Origin of the sequence: Kineococcus mangrovi (assembly GCF_041320705.1) — a bacterium.
In the GTDB taxonomy this organism is placed as follows: domain Bacteria; phylum Actinomycetota; class Actinomycetes; order Actinomycetales; family Kineococcaceae; genus Kineococcus; species Kineococcus mangrovi.
Window position 1 is genome coordinate 202932 of sequence record NZ_JBGGTQ010000009.1, and the last position, 15021, is coordinate 217952.

Here is a 15021-nt window from a genome sequence, read left to right on the forward strand (position 1 = left end):
TCCCGCGCCCGCTCCAGGCCGGTCCCCGGGAGCGGGCGCGGGACCCCCGTCGCCCCGCGGACCCGGCCCCGGCGGAGGGTCAGTGCGCCAGGCGCACCGACGACGACAGCAGCGCGGCGTGGACGAACGCCTGCGGGAGGTTGCCGCGCAGCTGCCGCTGCCGCACGTCCCACTCCTCGCTGAGCAGCGCGGCGGGCCCGCAGGCCGCGCGGTTGCGCTCGAAGAACCGGAACGCCTCCACCTCCCGCCCCTCCGCGTGCAGCGCCTCGGCCACGACGAACCCGCAGAGCAGGAACGCGCCCTCCGTCGTCCCCAGCGGCATGGAGTCGGGGGAGTAGCGGTAGACGTGGTGGTCCTCGACGAGGTCGCGGAGCACCGCGTCGAGGGTGGCCCTGCTGCGCGGGTCGTCGACGGGCACGGCGCCGTGGAGCGCCGGACGCAGGAGCGCGGCGTCGACACCGGGCTGGCCGGGGCTGCGCTGCCAGCGCCCCTCGGTGGGGTGCAGGCAGTCCCGCGAGGTGCGGGCCAGGATCGTGTCGGCCAGCGAGCTGTACCGCGCGGCCTCACCGGGGGCGCAGTGGCGCGCGACCTCCTTCAGGCCCGCGACGCACTCCAGGCGCGAGTGCGCCCACCAGTCGTCCTCGATCTCCCAGATGCCGGCGTCCGGTTCCTCCCACCGCTCCTCGATCGCCGAGACCGCCACCGCGACGGCGCGCCGGCCGTCGGTGTCCAGCGCGTCCACGCGCGCGGCCGCGGCGAGCAGCTGCAGCACCTCTCCGAACGCGTCGAGCTGGAACTGCCCGCGCACGTGGTTGCCGGCGACGTCCCAGCCGCCGGGGTACCCGGGCAGGCCCGTGGACCGCTCGTCCGGGACGGGGTCGCCCAGGACGGTGTACGCGGGGACCAGGTCGGGGCCGTGCTCCAGCACGCGCTGGGTCACGAACCCCACCAGGGTCTCGAACAACCCGTTCGCGCCGCCGGCCTCGGCCAGCGCGAGCCCCGCGTAGCACTGGTCGCGGATCCAGGCGTACCGGTAGTCGTAGCTGCGGCCCTTGTCGGCGTGCTCGGGCAGCGACATCGTCGCGGCCGCCACCATCCCGCCCGCGTCGGAGGTCAGGCCCCGGATGACGGCAATCGAGTGCGCCGCCTCGGTGGGGGCCACGCTCCCGCTCACCTCCGGGACGGCCGAGCGCCACGTGTGGACGGTCGAGGTCCACGAGTGCTCCGGGTCCGCCGGCTGCTCGCGCAGCCGGGTGCCGACCTCCAGGACGAGGTGGTGCCGCTCACCGGCCGGCACCCGCAGGTGGGCCCGCAGCACGCCGTCGTCGACGGTGGCCTCGCCCAGGCCGGACAACCGGACGTGCAGGTCGCCCGTCCGGCCGCTCCAGCGCCCGGCGTCGTCGCGGCGCAGCGAGCGCAGCGCGCGGGCGCCGAACTGCGCCCGCAGGTCGAAGACGACGTCGACCTCCCCGTCACCCTCCACGGCCCGGATCTCGCGCAGCAGCACCGCGCAGTCGGGGTCGCTGGGCATCGCCATCGCGTCGCGGCAGTCGATCGTGCCGTCGCCGCGGGAGGTCCAGTGGTGCCGGAACACCAGCGTCCCCGGCTCGTAGCAGCCGCCCCACGTGAACGGGTGCGACGGCGTCACCGAGAACCCGCCCCGGCCCCCCAGGAGGGCGGCGAACACGGCGTCGTCGTGCCAGTGCGGCGCGCACATCCACACGATGTCGCCCGCGGGACCGACGACCGCCCCGCGGGCCCCGTCGGCGACGAGGGCGTAGTCGCGCAGGACGTGCGGGGGGAAGTCGCGGCAGAACTCCTCGGCCGAGCTCACGCGGGGGCCTGCGCCCCGGTCGTCAGGACCAGCTTGCCCACGTGCGAGGACTCCTCCAGCACCTCGTGCGCGCGCGCCGCCTCGGCCAGCGGGAACCGGTCGAAGACGACCGGTCGCACCCCGCCGTCGACCACGAGCGGCCAGACGTGGTCGCGGACGCTGGCCACGACCGCGGTCTTCTCCTCCACCGACCGGGCCCGCAACGTCGTGCCGTGCAGCGAGATCCGCCGGCGCATGAGGAGCCCGAGGTCCAGCTCGGCCCGCGTGCCGCCCTGGGTGGCGATGACGACGAGCCGGCCACCGGTCGCCAGGACGTCCAGGTTGCGGGCCAGGTACGGGGCTCCCACGACGTCCAGCACGACGTCCGCGCCCGCGGGCTCGAAGGACCGCACGCGCTCGACGAAGTCCTCCGTGCGGTAGTTCACGAGCAGGTCCGCGCCCAGCTCGGCGCAGCGGGCGAGCTTGTCGTCCGACCCGGCCGTCACGGCCACCCGGGCACCGACCTGGTGGGCCAGCTGCACCGCCATCGTCCCGATGCCGCTGGACCCGCCGTGCACGAGCAGCAGCTCGCCGGGTCGCAGCCCGGCCAGGGTGAACACGTTGCTCCACACCGTGCACGTCACCTCCGGCAGCGCCGCGGCGTCCTCGACGGCCACCCCCTGCGGGACGGGCAGGACCTGCCCGACGGGGACGGCGACCTTCTCGCCGTACCCGCCGCCGGCGAGCAGCGCGCAGACCGCCTCGCCCACCTGCCACCCCGCGACGCCCGGCCCGAGCTGCTCGATCCACCCCGAGACCTCCAGCCCGGGGTGCTCGGGGGCGCCCGGCGGGGAGGGGTACCTGCCCTGCCGCTGCATGACGTCGGCCCGGTTGACCCCGGCCGCCGCCACCCGCACGACGACCTCACCGGGCCCGGCGACGGGGTCGGGCAGCTCGGTGAGGCGGAGGGAACCGGGGGGATCGACGATCACGGCACGCACCCGGTGGACACTACGTGGCAGCTCCCGGCCCCGCCTCCGGTCGCCGCGCCAGGACCGCGGCCGCCCGCCGCAGGTCCGCGGGGTCGTCGACGTCGAGGCACTCGCGCGCCGAGACCGCCACCTCGCCGACCGGGCCGCGGAACAGCTCGCGCAGCGGCCGGTGGTGGACGGTGGGCAACCCGGTCAGGACGCGGCGCGCCGCGGTGAGGCGGTGCGCCGACAGCAGCGGCTGCCGCCGGCCGTCCGGGTCGAGGCCGACGACGGCGTCCAGGGCGGGGTCGGCGGCCAGCGCCGCCAGCAACCGCGGGACGGCGCTCGCGGCGAACGGCTGGTCGGCCCCGAGCAGCACGACGAGCGCGGGGGGCGGGGCGGGCAGCGCGTCCAGCCCCGCGGCGAACCCGGCCAGCGGACCCCCGCCGGGCGGTTCCTCCGGCACGCCACCGGGGCCGGCGAGCACGACCGGGCAGGGCGCGCCGAGCGGGGCCGACCACGCGTCCAGCCCCGCCAGCAAGGTCCCCAGGACGGTCGAGCCCCCCAGGGGTGCGGTGAGCTTGGCGGCCAGCCGGCCCGCCGGCGGCCCGGTCCCGGGACCGGCGAAACGGCTGCCGGAGCCCCCGGCGACGACCACGACGGCGACCCCGGTGGTGGTTCCGGTGGTGATCTCGTCCACCCCGCAGGAGTGACACGTTCCACCGGGCAGGTCAAGTGGCGCGCCGGAGCGCCGATGAGCCGAACGAGGGGTATCGCCCCCGCGGGGTTCACCCCACGGGTCCACGTCCCGATCACTCACGAGTCTGCTCGACCCACGGAGAGCAGTTTCGACTGCTCACCACGTGTACGGAAGGTTGACATGCTGCGGAACCTGAGCATCCGAGCCAAGCTCGCGGTCCTCCTGGTGGTGCCCCTGCTGCTGCTGCTCGTGGCCGTCGTCGCCACGACCGCGCGGGAAGCGGTCGCCACCGCGGAGCGTCGCCACCTGGCCGCGTACGCGGGGTCGACGGCGACGATCAACGAGTTCTTCACGGCCCTGCAGGCCGAGCGCAAGGACACCGTCGAGCACCTGGCCGCACCCACCGAGGCCGGCACGACCCGGCTCGCCACCGACCGCGCCGCCACCGACGCCGCGATCGCGAAGGTGACGCAGGCCGTGGCCGACAGCGGCGTCGACCTGACGTCGGGCACCACCGCCGCCGTCTACGGCTCCGTGCAGGAGCGCCTGGGCCAGACGCTGCCGCAGATCCGCAGCGCCGTCGACAACGCCTCCACCACCCCGGTCGCCGCGCTGTCGACCTACAGCGACATCAGCTCCGCCGCCACCGACCTCACCGTCGCGGTCGCCGAGCAGGCCGGCGACCGCGACATGGCCCAGGACCTCGGTGCGTTCGGGTACCTGCTCAAGCGCATCGACTCGTTCGCCGTCGAGCAGGCCGCCGGTTCCCTCGTGCTGGAGGGCCAGTCCTCCTCGACGGTGCAGGCCCTGCGCGAGAGCGCCATCGAGCGCGGCGCGTACTTCGAGCAGCAGGCCCGCTACCGCATGAGCGCCGCGGACGCCGCGCAGTTCGACGCCCAGCTCAGCCGGAGCGCCACGACGTCCGCGCTCGCCTTCCTCAACCAGGACCGCAACCTCTTCGCCGCCAGCAGCACCCCGTCCCTGACGGTGCAGGCGTGGCAGGACACCACCGGGCAGGTCGTCACGGCCTACCAGCAGGCCGTCGCCGAGCGCGCCGCGAACGTCGCCGACGAGGCCGGCGCCCAGGCCTCCCGCGACACGGTCCAGGCGATCGCCCTCCTGGCCGCCGCCCTGCTGCTGTTCGCCGCCGTGGGCGTCTTCGCCTTCCGCACCGCCCGCAGCATCGGCCGCCGCCTCGCCGGCCTGGCCAGCGCCGCGACCGAGGTCCGCGACGAGCTGCCCCGCATGGTCGAGCGCATGCGGACCCCCGGTGAAGGCCCCGGCGTGGAGTTCACCCCGCTGGAGATCGGCAACCAGGACGAGATCGGCGAGGTCACGAAGGTCATCAACGACCTCAACGAGACCACCTTCCGCATCGCCGGTGAGCAGGCCGCCCTGCGCGCCTCGATCGCCGAGATGTTCGTCAACGTCGCCCGTCGCGACCAGACGCTGCTGGCCCGCCAGCTCGCCTTCCTCGACCAGCTCGAGCGCACCGAGGAGAACCCCGACACCCTCGAGGACCTCTTCACCCTCGACCACCTCGCGACCCGGATGCGGCGCAACGCCGAGTCCCTGCTCGTGCTGGCCGGCATCAACACCGGCCGTCGCCTGCGCCGCCCGCTGCCGCTGTCGGACGTCGTCCGCACCGCCGCCGGCGAGATCGAGCACTACGACCGCGTCGACCTGGCCCTGCAGGTGGACCCGCCGGTCGTGGGTCACCTCGCGCTGTCCGCCTCGCACCTGATCGCCGAGCTGCTCGAGAACGCGACGAACTTCTCCGACCCGGGCACCCGCGTCGTTGTCGGCACCGCCGAGACCGACCGCGGTGTCGAGGTCACCATCACCGACTCCGGCCTCGGCATGAGCGCCGAGGAGGTCGAGACCGCCCACCAGCGCATCTCCGGTGGCCGCGCCTCGGAGTTCGTCGGGGCCCAGCGCCTCGGGTTCTACGTCGTCGGCCGCCTCGCCGGCCGCCTGGACGTCGAGGTCGAGTTCGAGACGGCCGAGGGCCGGGGCACGAACGTGACCCTCGTCCTGCCCGCCGCGCTCTTCACCCCCGGCAGCGTCAAGGGCGGCCAGCCCGAGCTCGCCGCGCTGGACTCCGGCCTGCCGCAGCCCGGCCAGCCCGCGCCCTCCACCGGCCTGTCCGCCCTGCCCGGGGTCTCGGCCCTGCCGGAGGTGCCCTCGGCCCTGCCGGGTGGTGCCGCGAACGGCGCCCTGCCCACCCGCCCGTCGGCTCCGGCCGCCCCCATCGGGCCGAACAGCATCGTCGGCAACCCGCTGGCCGCCAGCGGCCTCGGCGACGCGCTGTCCGAGACGCTGTCGAAGTCCGCGGCCGAGGCGGCCGCGAGCTCCGAGGTCGGCGTGACCTCGCCCAAGGCGAAGACCGAGGGCCGGCAGCTGCCGACCCGCAGGCGCGGCGCGCAGGCCCAGGCGAAGGTGGACGCCGCCGCGGCGCCCGCCCCCGCGGCGCCCGCCCCCGCGGCCCCGCCGGTCCCCGAGACCGACTGGAAGCCCGCTGCGGCGCCGGCCCCGTCCGGTGCGGCCATGCCCAAGCGCGAACGCAAGGAGCCCGCGCCCACGGCTCTGGCCGCGGCGCAGGACATCCTGCCCAAGGCGGGGAAGAAGCCGCGGCAGGTCCGCGATTCGGCGACCCCGCCGAAGACGGCGGCCGAGGCCTTCTGGACCTCCCGCAAGCGCGCCGACGGCGAGCTGACCGGTTCGGCGCTGGACGCCCTGGACGCCACCCGGGGCGAGGCCCCCGCGCCGGCCCCGGTCGCTCCCGAGGCTCCGGTCGTCCAGACGCCCGCCGTCGAGGCGCCGGTCGTGCAGACGCCCGCCGTCGAGGCGCCGGTCGTGCAGACGCCCGCCGTCGAGGTCCCGGTCGTGCAGACGCCCGCCGTCGAGGTCCCGGTCGTCCCCGCGGTCCCCGCGGTCCCGGTGGTTCCGGTGGTCCCGGTCGCCGAACCCGCGGCCGTCCCGGCCGAGGCCCCCGCAGCCGGTCGCACCGTCGGTGAGGCCCTGCGCCAGCGCAACGCCCTCGCGGCCGAAGCGCTGAACGCCCTCACCGAGGGGCAGAACTTCACGCCCTCCCGGGGCACCGGCTCCGCACCGCTGGTCCGCCGCCAGGCGGGCGCCACCGCGGCCGCGGCCAAGCCCGCCCCGGCCCGCGCGGCGGCCAACCGCCAGCGCCGCGCCCCCGCCGACGTCCGCTCGATGCTGTCCGGCTTCCAGGCCGGCGTGTCCCGCGGCCGCGCCGGGGAGAACCCGGCCGACACGCCGGCCGCTCCCGAGAGCGGAGCCGCCGGTGAGGCCTGACCCAGACCCCCGGGCACCGCACCGGGAACGCACGACCCCAGCCCCACCCACCGCCCCACCCACCGCCCCACCCACCGCACGGACACCCAGCAGACCGTTCCGAGAAGAGGAAACCCACTGTGACCGCGCTTAGCTCCGAGGCCGCCGACTTCAGCTGGCTCCTCGACAACTTCGTCAAGAGCGTCCCCGGCGTCACCCACACCGTCGTCGTCTCCGCCGACGGCCTCCTGATGGCGATGTCCGACAAGCTCCACCGCGAGGCCGGCGACCAGCTCGCCGCCATCGTCTCCGGCGTCTCCAGCCTGGCCCGGGGCGCGGCGAACCAGCTGCAGTCCGGGGAGGTGCGTCAGGCCATCATCGAGATGGACGACGCGTTCTTCTTCCTCGTCAACATCTCCGACGGGTCCGTCCTGGCCGTCGCCGCCGAGGCCGGCTGCGACGTGGGGCTCATCGGCTACGAGATGGCGATGCTGGTCCAGCGCGCTGAGACCGTCCTCACCCCGCAGCTGGTGTCGGAGATGCGGGCGGCCCTGCCCACGTCGACGCCGGTCGCAGCGCGGTGGTGACACCCAGTGACAGCACCTGGTAGTGCGGACCTGTGGTCCGACGACGACGACCAGGACGTCGAGGAGTTCACCGTCCGTCCGTACACCGTGACCGGTGGCCGGACCCGCCCGAGCGGCACCGACCTCCCGGTCGAGGCGCTCGTGGAGGCCACGGCCGCACCGGAGGTCGGGATGACACCGGAACGGCGCACCATCCTCGAGCTCACGAGGACGTCCTACCTGTCGATCGCGGAACTGTCCGCCCACGTCCACCTGCCGGTCGGAGTCGTGCGGGTCGTGGTGAGCGACCTGGCCCAGTCGGGCAAGGTCCGCATCCACGGCCTCAGCATGACCTCCGCCCCTCAACCCGCGACCACCATCAGCGTCCTGGAGAGTGTTCTCAATGGCATTTCCTCGCTCTGACGTGAGCCCCGCCGGAGCCGGAGCGCCCGCGGGAACCGACGTCCAAGCGCCACCCACCGTCGTCAAGATCGTCGTCGCCGGCGGTTTCGCCGTCGGCAAGACGACCTTCATCGGCTCGATCTCCGACATCGAACCGCTGCGCACCGAGGCCGCCATGACGGAGCACTCCGTCGGCGTCGACGACGCCGGTCAGAACTCCGACCGCAAGACGTCGACCACGGTCGCCATGGACTTCGGCCGCATCGCGCTGCCGGGCAACCTGTGGCTGTACCTGTTCGGCACCCCCGGGCAGGACCGGTTCCTCTTCATGTGGGACGACCTCGTCAAGGGCGCGATCGGTGCGGTCGTGCTGGTGGACACCGACCGCCTCGACCAGTGCTTCCCGGCCGTGGACTACTTCGAGTCCCGCGGCATCCCGTTCGTCGTCGCCGTGAACTGCTTCGACGGCGTGGCCCAGCACGACCTGGACTCCGTCCGCGAGGCGCTCGCGGTGCCGGACCACGTGCCGCTCGTCTACACCGACGCGCGTTCGAAGGCCGCCACCAAGCACAGCCTCATCACGCTGGTGCAGACCGCCCTGGCCCGGCTCAACGCCGGCGCCTGAGACCTGCCCGACCCGGACGCCGGCCCCCGACCGCGGGGGCCGGCGTTCGTCGTACCACCGCCGGTCGCAGGCTCCCCGGGGCGACCACCACCTCGTGGCCGGCTCGGCCGAGGTGCCGTGCAGCCCCGTTTCAGCTTTCCGCCGCGGCTGCCGATGAGTCCTGCAGAGCACGAGATGAAGCGGTCCCGCAGCCGGGGCCGTCCGACGCGAGAAGTGGGGGCGCCACGTGGACGACATGGACGAGATCGTCCAGGAGTTCCTCGTCGAGAGCTACGAGAACCTGGACCAGCTGGACTCCGACCTCGTGGCGCTGGAGCAACAGCCCGGGTCCCGGGAGCTGCTCGCCAGCGTCTTCCGCACCATCCACACCATCAAGGGCACCTCCGGCTTCCTGGCCTTCTCCAAGCTGGAGTCCGTGGCGCACGTCGGGGAGAACCTGCTCGCCCGCCTGCGCGACGGCCAGCTCGTCATGACACCGGTCACCACCGACGTCCTGCTGCGCATGGTCGACACGATCCGCGCGCTGCTGTCGGCGATCGAGGAGTCCCACTCCGAGGGCCCGGTCGAGGTCGCCGAGGTCGTCGCCGCCATCCGCGCCGTTCTCGACGGCGAGGAGCCCGTGCTGCCGCCGTCGGCCGGTGCCGGCGCCGAGGAGCCCGCCGCCCCGGCGGCCGCCCCCGAGCCCGAGCCCGTCGCCGTCGCCGCCCCCGAGCCGGTCACCGAGTCGGTGGAGGTGGTCGCCGAGGTGACCCCCGAACCCGAGCCCGAGGTCGACGCCGGGGTCGTCCCCCAGCCCGAGGTCACGCCCGAGCCCGTCGCCGAGGCGCCGGCCCCCGCGCCGACCCCCGCCCCCGCGCCGACCCCCGCCCCCGCGCCGACCCCCGCGCCGACCCCCGCCGCTGCCCCGACCCCCGCCGCTGCCCCGGCTCCCGCCGGTGGCGCACCGGCCGAGAAGGCGTCCGCCGCCGAGGCCACCATCCGCGTCGACGTGGAACTCCTGGAGTCCCTCGTCCGCCAGGCCGGGGAACTCGTCCTGGCCCGCAACCAGATCCTGCAGCGCGCCGGTGCCCTGCGCGACGAGGACCTGACCCGCGCCTGCCACCGCCTGAACCTCGTCGCGAGCGAGATGCAGGAATCGGTCATGCGGACCCGCATGCAGGCCATCGACCACCTGTGGTCGAAGCTGCCCCGCGTCGTCCGCGACCTCGGGAACATGCTGGGCCGCAAGATCAAGCTGGAGATGGAGGGCGGGGAGACCGAGCTCGACCGCACCCTGCTCGAAGCGGTCAAGGACCCGCTGACCCACATCGTCCGCAACGCGGTCGACCACGGCATCGAACCGCCGGAGGTCCGCCTCGCCGCCGGCAAGAACGAGATCGGCACCCTGAAGCTGCGCGCCGCGCACGAGGGTGGCCAGGTCGTCGTCGAGATCCGCGACGACGGCAAGGGCATCGACCCCGCCGTCATCGGGGCCAAGGCCGTCGAGAAGGGCCTCGTCTCGCCGGTCAAGCTGGAGTCGCTCACCCCGAACGACATCCTGCAGTTCCTGTTCCTGCCCGGTTTCTCCACCGCCGCCAAGGTCACCAACGTCTCCGGCCGCGGCGTCGGCATGGACGTCGTCAAGACGAACATCGAGCGCATCGGCGGGTCCGTCGACGTCGAGTCCGTCAACGGCCAGGGCACCGTCTGGCGCCTGCGCATCCCGCTGACGCTGGCCATCGTCCCGGCCCTGACCGTCGAGTGCGCCGGCCAGCGCTACGCCATGCCGCAGGTGAACCTGCTGGAGCTCGTGAGCCTGGACACCGAGCGCATGAGCACGGCGATCGAGGACGTCGGTGGCGCCAAGGTGTACCGCCTGCGCGGTGCGCTGCTGCCGCTGATCCGCCTCGAGGAGGCGCTGGAACTGCGGCGCCCCGCCGACGTGGAGCTCCCGACGAACCTGGTCATCGCGGTCCTGGAGTGCGACGGGCGCCGGTTCGGGCTGCTCGTCGACCGCGTCCTGGACACCGAGGAGATCGTCGTCAAACCGCTCTCGGGCGCCCTCAAGGCGATCGGCGCCTACGCGGGCGCCACCATCCTCGGCGACGGCCGCGTCTCCCTCATCCTCGACGTGCAGTCCCTGGCCCGCCGGACCATGCGCTCGGACGGCCTCGAGCACGCCGCGGACCAGGCCGCCACGCAGCAGGCGGTGACCGGTGACGGGCAGCGCCTGCTGGTCGTCGGCCTCGGCGACAACCGCCGGGTCGCGATCCCCCTGGACGTCGTCACGCGCCTGGAGGAGTTCCGCACCGACTCCATCGAACGCGTCGGCCGCCGCGAGGTCGTCCGCTACCGCGGCGAGATCCTGCCGCTGGTGCGGCTGTCCCACCACCTCGGTGGCGGGTCGCGCGGTTCCTACGGCGAGCAGGAGGTCGCCTCGCTGCCGGGCGTCGTGTACTCCGCGCGCGGCCGGTCCGTCGCGATCGTCGTGGACGAGATCGTCGACATCGTCTCCGGGCAGGACGCGCACAGCGACATCGACGACGCCGGCCTGGTCGGGTCCGCGGTCATCCGCGACCGCGTGACCGAACTCCTCGACGTCCGGTCCGCGATCCTGGCGGCCGACCCGAACTTCTTCACCGAGCAGGCTCAGCACGAGCTCGCCGAAGCTTCCAAGCGACTGGGGGTCTGACGTGTCCACGCAGTACGCCACGTTCCACCTGGCCGGGCACCTGTTCGGCGTCGAGGTGCGGCGGGTCCAGGAGGTGCTCACCGAGCAGCCCCGCACCCCCGCCCCGCTGGCGCCGCACGCCGTCGCGGGCCTGATCAACCTGCGCGGTCAGGTCGTCACCGCCCTCGACCTGCGCCGCCGGCTGAACATGCCCGACCGCCAGGAGGGCAAGGTCGCGATGAACGTCGTCGTCCGTGCCGCCGAGGAGGTCTGGAGCCTGCTCGTCGACTCCATCGGGGGCGTCATCGAGGTCACCGACTCCACCTTCGAGCCGCCGCCGGACACGCTGTCCGGGCCGATCCGCGAACTGATCCGCGGGGCCTACAAGCTCGACGGCGCGCTGCTGCTCGTCCTCGACGTCGACAAGGCGCTCGAGATCGAGGGTGCGGAGAGCGCCGCCTGATCCACGGCACGCTCCAGGTCGTGCGGGACGGGGTGGGACCTGACGGGTCCCACCCCGTCCTGCGTCCGGGGCGGTGCGGGGGTCCGGCCCCTCACCCGGGGCGGCGGTACAGGTGCCGTTCGGTCTCCGGCACGGCGGGAGGACCGGTGGGGTCCGGGTCCGGGTCCGGTTCGCTGACCCGTTTCTGGTCCTGGTGGTGGTCCCCCGGCCCGGCCACCGGGGGGACCCCGGTCAGGGGGGCGGGGCCGCCCCCCTCGTCGGCCCGGGGCCCGGGGCCCGGGGACGGCGCGGTCACCGCGACGGGGCCCGGACCCCGCCACAGCACGAACCCCGCCGCGGCCGGCACGACGAACGCCGGCACGAGGACGGCCAGGGCGCCCGCGACGCCGGGCAGGTCGTCGGGCAAGCCGGTGCGCAGGAAGAACCGCAGCGCCCCCGGGCCCGGGCCGTCGACCGGCGCGGTCGCGTGCTGCACGACGCCCAGCAGGCCCCCCAGCGCCAGCGCGGCCGACAGCCACGCCCCGCCCGCCGCGACGCGCCGGCCCCACCGGTCGGGCACGAGCGCCGCCGGGCGGGCGGCCAGCACGACGGCCACCACGAGCAGGGCCGCCACGACCCCGCCCCACAGCGGGGCCGGTGCCTCGACGAGGGCCCACAGCACGCCGAAGCGGCGGCCGGTCGTGATCTCCGGGGCCGCCCCGTCGAAGGCGCCCGAGCCGGAGGGGTAACCGCCGTAGAAGTCCTCGTCGTAGTCGCCGCCGAGGACGCGCCGGGCGGCCTCGGCCAGGAGCAGGGGCGGGACGACGCACGCCGCGACGAGCACCCAGGACGGCCACCGGCCGTGGACCTCTCCCCGGCCCTGCTCACGGCCCTCCTCGCGGGTCTCGCGAGGGGTCTCCTGCGTCCCCTCCTCGGCCTCGGGAGCGCTCTGGCCGGTGACCTGCCCGTCCTGCCTCACGACTCGACGTTACGACCGGACCCCGCTCCCGTCGCCCGGACGGCCCAGCGGCGTCGCCGTCGGTGGGCCGGGCGGAGGGTCCGACACGCCGGGGACAGGGCCGGACGGTGGACGTCGCCTGGTCCCGGGTGTCACGCAGTGTCAGGGTGGTTCCACCCCGCCGGACCGGCGGTGGTGGTTCCAGGCCTGGAGGCGACGACCGTGCACTACTCCCTCGTGAGCTCACCCGTCCTGGGGTTCGACCTGGTCCGCCTGCCGCACGGCGACTCCGCCGCCGAGGTCCTGCTGCGCGCCCTCGACTGCGGCCCCCGCGAGATCGACGTCCTCGCCGCCCGTCACGACCCCGCCGCCCGGACCGGGGCCTGGGAGTCCGTGCGCGAGGCCGCCGGCAACGTCCCGCAGATCACCGACGTCCTGCACCAGGTCGCGAACGGCCTGGCGCACGGCGACTTCACGGGTGAGAGCACCGACGAGCAGACCGCCGCGCGCGTCGAGTCCGGCGTCGTCCGCGTCCTGCAGACCAGCACCATCGCCGACGCCGACGCGCTCGTCCGGCTCGTCCACCACGACGTCTTCGACTGGACCTGGTCCGCGCCGCTGGCCGGTGGTCCCCGCCTGCGCACCGAGGACGCCGGCCGGGCCGCCGACGTGCTCGCCGACGCCGCCGTGTCCGCCTACCTCGGCGACCGGCTGCCCGACCACGTCCGCCGCGTCCTGGCGCACCCGTACCTGCAGGCGTCCCGCGACCTCGCGCCGCTGCCGGAGCAGCCCACCGGGCTCGGGCCCGACCAGGCCGGCGTCGCGCGCGTCCTGGACACCCTGCGCCGCCTGGACGGGACCGACCGCGCGTGCCTGCGCGCCGCCTCCGCCACCGGCCGCGCCTCGGCGGGGGAGTGGGCGGGCGCCGTCCACGACGCCTCCTGGGCCGTGCACCTGTCCGACCGCGTCCGCACGGCCGCCGTCGCCCAGCTCCTGGCCGTGCGCGCCTTCCGCGCCGGGGGGCTCGAAGCCGCCGACGGCGCCGACGGGCTGTGGAACGTCGTCAGCGGCGTCGTGCACGCCGAGGTCGTCGCCGACCTGCTCAGCTCCGACGCCCGCGCGGTCCTGCTGCGGCCGTGGGAGGCCGCCTTCGGGCACGCCTGAGGGCGGGAGCGCCCGGTACCGTGACGAGGTGCCCAGCCCCTCGCCGACGACCGGTCCCGCCGGTCCGGCCCGGGGGGTGTGGCGCCGGCTGCGGGCCGGTGCCGTCGCGGCCACCGTCCTCGGCCTGGCGGCCGGGGCGCACCTGAGCGCCGGCGGGGAGCTGCCCGGCCCGTTCCTGCTCGCCGCGCTGACCCTCGTCCTCGTCGCGGTCTGCCTGCTGCTCGCCGGTCGCAGGTTCTCCTGGCCCGTCCTCACCGCGCTGCTCGCCGGGGGGCAGGCCGGTCTGCACGTGGTCTTCGACGCGTGCGCCGGCCCCGCGGCCACCGTCGCCGGGACGGGGCACCACCAGGTGCTCGCGTTCGCCGGCGGCCCGGTCCCCTCCACCGGCGCCGGCGCCGGGATGACGTTCGCGCACGTCGCCGCCACGGCGCTCGCGCTCGGTGCGCTGCTCCACGGTGAAGCGCTGCTGTGGTCGGTGTGGGCGTGGCTGCGGCCCGTCGTGCGGTTGCCCGTGCGGCCGGTCCGCACGGTCGCGCCGCGCCCGGTCGTCCCCGCGAGCGAGCCCGCGCGGCCGCGGTCCGTCGTCGCGCGCCGGGTCCGTCGCCGAGGTCCGCCGAGGGTCCCCGCCCTCGCGACCTCGTCCTGACGACACCCCTGGAGAAACCACCGTGAAGAGTTCCACCCTGCCCGCCCGCGTCCTCGCGGTCACGCTGACGAGCGGCGCGACCGCCTGCGGCGCACTGCTCCTGACCGCCCTGCCGGCGTCCGCCCACGTGCACGCCGACCCGTCGTCGACCGCCGCCGGCGGTTACAGCGTCGTGGCGTTCCGGGTCCCCAACGAGTCCGACACCTCGGCCACCACGTCCGTGCGGGTGTCGCTGCCGACCGACCACCCCTTCAGCTACGTCGCGACGCGACCCGTCCCCGGCTGGGTCGCGACCGTCACCGAGGGCGCCCTGCCGCGACCGGTGGAGGCGGACGGCGTCACCCTCACGCAGGCGCCGCTCTCGGTCACCTGGACCGCCCAGCCCGGTGCCGCCGGGATCGGCGTGGGGCAGTTCGAGGAGTTCGAGGTGAACGTCGGGCCGCTGCCGGACGCGGGCACCCGCGTCGTGCTGCCCGCCGTCCAGACGTACGCCGACGGGGAGGTGGCGAACTGGACGGACGTCGCCGCCCCGGGCGCCGCCGAACCCGAGCACCCCGCGCCGGAGTTCACGACCACGGCGGCGGCCGGCGACGAGCACGACGTCCACGGCGCGACGGAGGCGGCGGCGACCTCCGCGGAGGGGGCCGGCGCCGACCCCGTCGCACGCTGGCTGGCCGGTGGCGGTCTCGTCCTGGGCCTCGCCGCGCTCGTCCTCGTCCTGGTGCGCCGGCGCGCCTGAGGCGGGCCGGGGGGCGTCGTCGGGCCCCCCCCGGGGGGCACCCGGCGC

At 75.4% G+C, this 15021-nt stretch carries 13 protein-coding genes; 9 read left to right on the top strand and 4 right to left on the bottom strand.

The features are described from left to right. Window positions 1-79: 79 nt before the first annotated feature. From AB2L28_RS18190 to AB2L28_RS18200, 3 genes are read right to left on the bottom strand one after another with little or no spacing between them, the layout of a single operon-like run. Window positions 80-1834 carry a glycoside hydrolase family 15 protein gene (locus tag AB2L28_RS18190; RefSeq protein ID WP_370720399.1) on the bottom strand — a complete coding sequence of 585 codons (1755 nt, stop codon included), beginning with the start codon at window positions 1832-1834 and terminating at the stop codon, window positions 80-82. Continuing rightward, a complete protein-coding gene (locus AB2L28_RS18195; RefSeq protein ID WP_370720400.1) occupies window positions 1831-2814 on the bottom strand; it encodes an NAD(P)H-quinone oxidoreductase in 984 nt (327 codons plus the stop codon). The genes AB2L28_RS18190 and AB2L28_RS18195 overlap by 4 nt, the downstream gene beginning before the upstream one ends. 10 nt (window positions 2815-2824) lie before the next feature. Beyond that, the gene (locus AB2L28_RS18200) at window positions 2825-3484 is read right to left on the bottom strand and encodes an NTP transferase domain-containing protein (protein WP_370720401.1); all 660 of its coding nucleotides are present in this window, start codon (window positions 3482-3484) and stop codon (window positions 2825-2827) included. Between the two features lie 180 nt (window positions 3485-3664). Here AB2L28_RS18200 and AB2L28_RS18205 point away from each other — a divergent pair, with 180 nt between their 5' ends. From AB2L28_RS18205 to AB2L28_RS18230, 6 genes are all read left to right on the top strand, one after another. Next, window positions 3665-6802 carry a sensor histidine kinase gene (locus AB2L28_RS18205; protein WP_370720402.1) on the top strand — a complete coding sequence of 1046 codons (3138 nt, stop codon included), beginning with the start codon at window positions 3665-3667 and terminating at the stop codon, window positions 6800-6802. Window positions 6803-6921: 119 nt separating this feature from the next. Beyond that, window positions 6922-7368, top strand: a complete 447-nt coding sequence (locus AB2L28_RS18210) for a roadblock/LC7 domain-containing protein (protein ID WP_367637208.1) — start codon at window positions 6922-6924, stop codon at window positions 7366-7368. 6 nt (window positions 7369-7374) lie between these two features. After that, window positions 7375-7770 carry a DUF742 domain-containing protein gene (locus tag AB2L28_RS18215; protein WP_370720403.1) on the top strand — a complete coding sequence of 132 codons (396 nt, stop codon included), beginning with the start codon at window positions 7375-7377 and terminating at the stop codon, window positions 7768-7770. Next, window positions 7751-8374, top strand: a complete 624-nt coding sequence (locus AB2L28_RS18220; RefSeq protein WP_370720404.1) for a GTP-binding protein — start codon at window positions 7751-7753, stop codon at window positions 8372-8374. Before AB2L28_RS18215 ends, AB2L28_RS18220 begins: the two co-directional genes overlap by 20 nt. Before the next feature lie 226 nt (window positions 8375-8600). Next, window positions 8601-11045 carry a chemotaxis protein CheW gene (locus tag AB2L28_RS18225; RefSeq protein WP_370720405.1) on the top strand — a complete coding sequence of 815 codons (2445 nt, stop codon included), beginning with the start codon at window positions 8601-8603 and terminating at the stop codon, window positions 11043-11045. A gap of 1 nt (window position 11046) precedes the next feature. Next, window positions 11047-11487 carry a chemotaxis protein CheW gene (locus AB2L28_RS18230; protein ID WP_370720406.1) on the top strand — a complete coding sequence of 147 codons (441 nt, stop codon included), beginning with the start codon at window positions 11047-11049 and terminating at the stop codon, window positions 11485-11487. Window positions 11488-11578: 91 nt separating this feature from the next. On the opposite strand, the gene AB2L28_RS18235 is transcribed toward AB2L28_RS18230, so the two are convergent. Beyond that, entirely contained in the window at window positions 11579-12445 is an 867-nt protein-coding gene (locus AB2L28_RS18235) for a hypothetical protein (protein WP_370720407.1), read from the bottom strand. A 201-nt stretch (window positions 12446-12646) separates the two neighbouring features. Here AB2L28_RS18235 and AB2L28_RS18240 point away from each other — a divergent pair, with 201 nt between their 5' ends. The 3 genes from AB2L28_RS18240 to AB2L28_RS18250 are packed head-to-tail and all read left to right on the top strand — an operon-like array spanning window position 12647 to window position 14973. Beyond that, on the top strand, window positions 12647-13588 hold the full coding sequence (locus AB2L28_RS18240; protein WP_370720408.1) for an aldo-keto reductase family protein: 942 nt from the start codon (window positions 12647-12649) through the stop codon (window positions 13586-13588). A 28-nt stretch (window positions 13589-13616) separates the two neighbouring features. Further along, the gene (locus AB2L28_RS18245; protein WP_370720409.1) at window positions 13617-14234 is read left to right on the top strand and encodes a hypothetical protein; all 618 of its coding nucleotides are present in this window, start codon (window positions 13617-13619) and stop codon (window positions 14232-14234) included. Window positions 14235-14256: 22 nt separating this feature from the next. Beyond that, window positions 14257-14973 (top strand): YcnI family copper-binding membrane protein, encoded by a 717-nt coding sequence (locus AB2L28_RS18250; protein WP_370720410.1) that lies wholly within the window; start codon window positions 14257-14259, stop codon window positions 14971-14973. Window positions 14974-15021: the final 48 nt, after the last annotated feature.

What these genes read in the sequence shown, in the direction of transcription:
- AB2L28_RS18205 (WP_370720402.1), top strand. Translation starts at nt 3,665, where the DNA reads ATGCTGCGGAACCTGAGCATCCGAGCCAAGCTCGCGGTCCTCCTGGTG.
- AB2L28_RS18220 (WP_370720404.1), top strand. Translation starts at nt 7,751, where the DNA reads ATGGCATTTCCTCGCTCTGACGTGAGCCCCGCCGGAGCCGGAGCGCCC.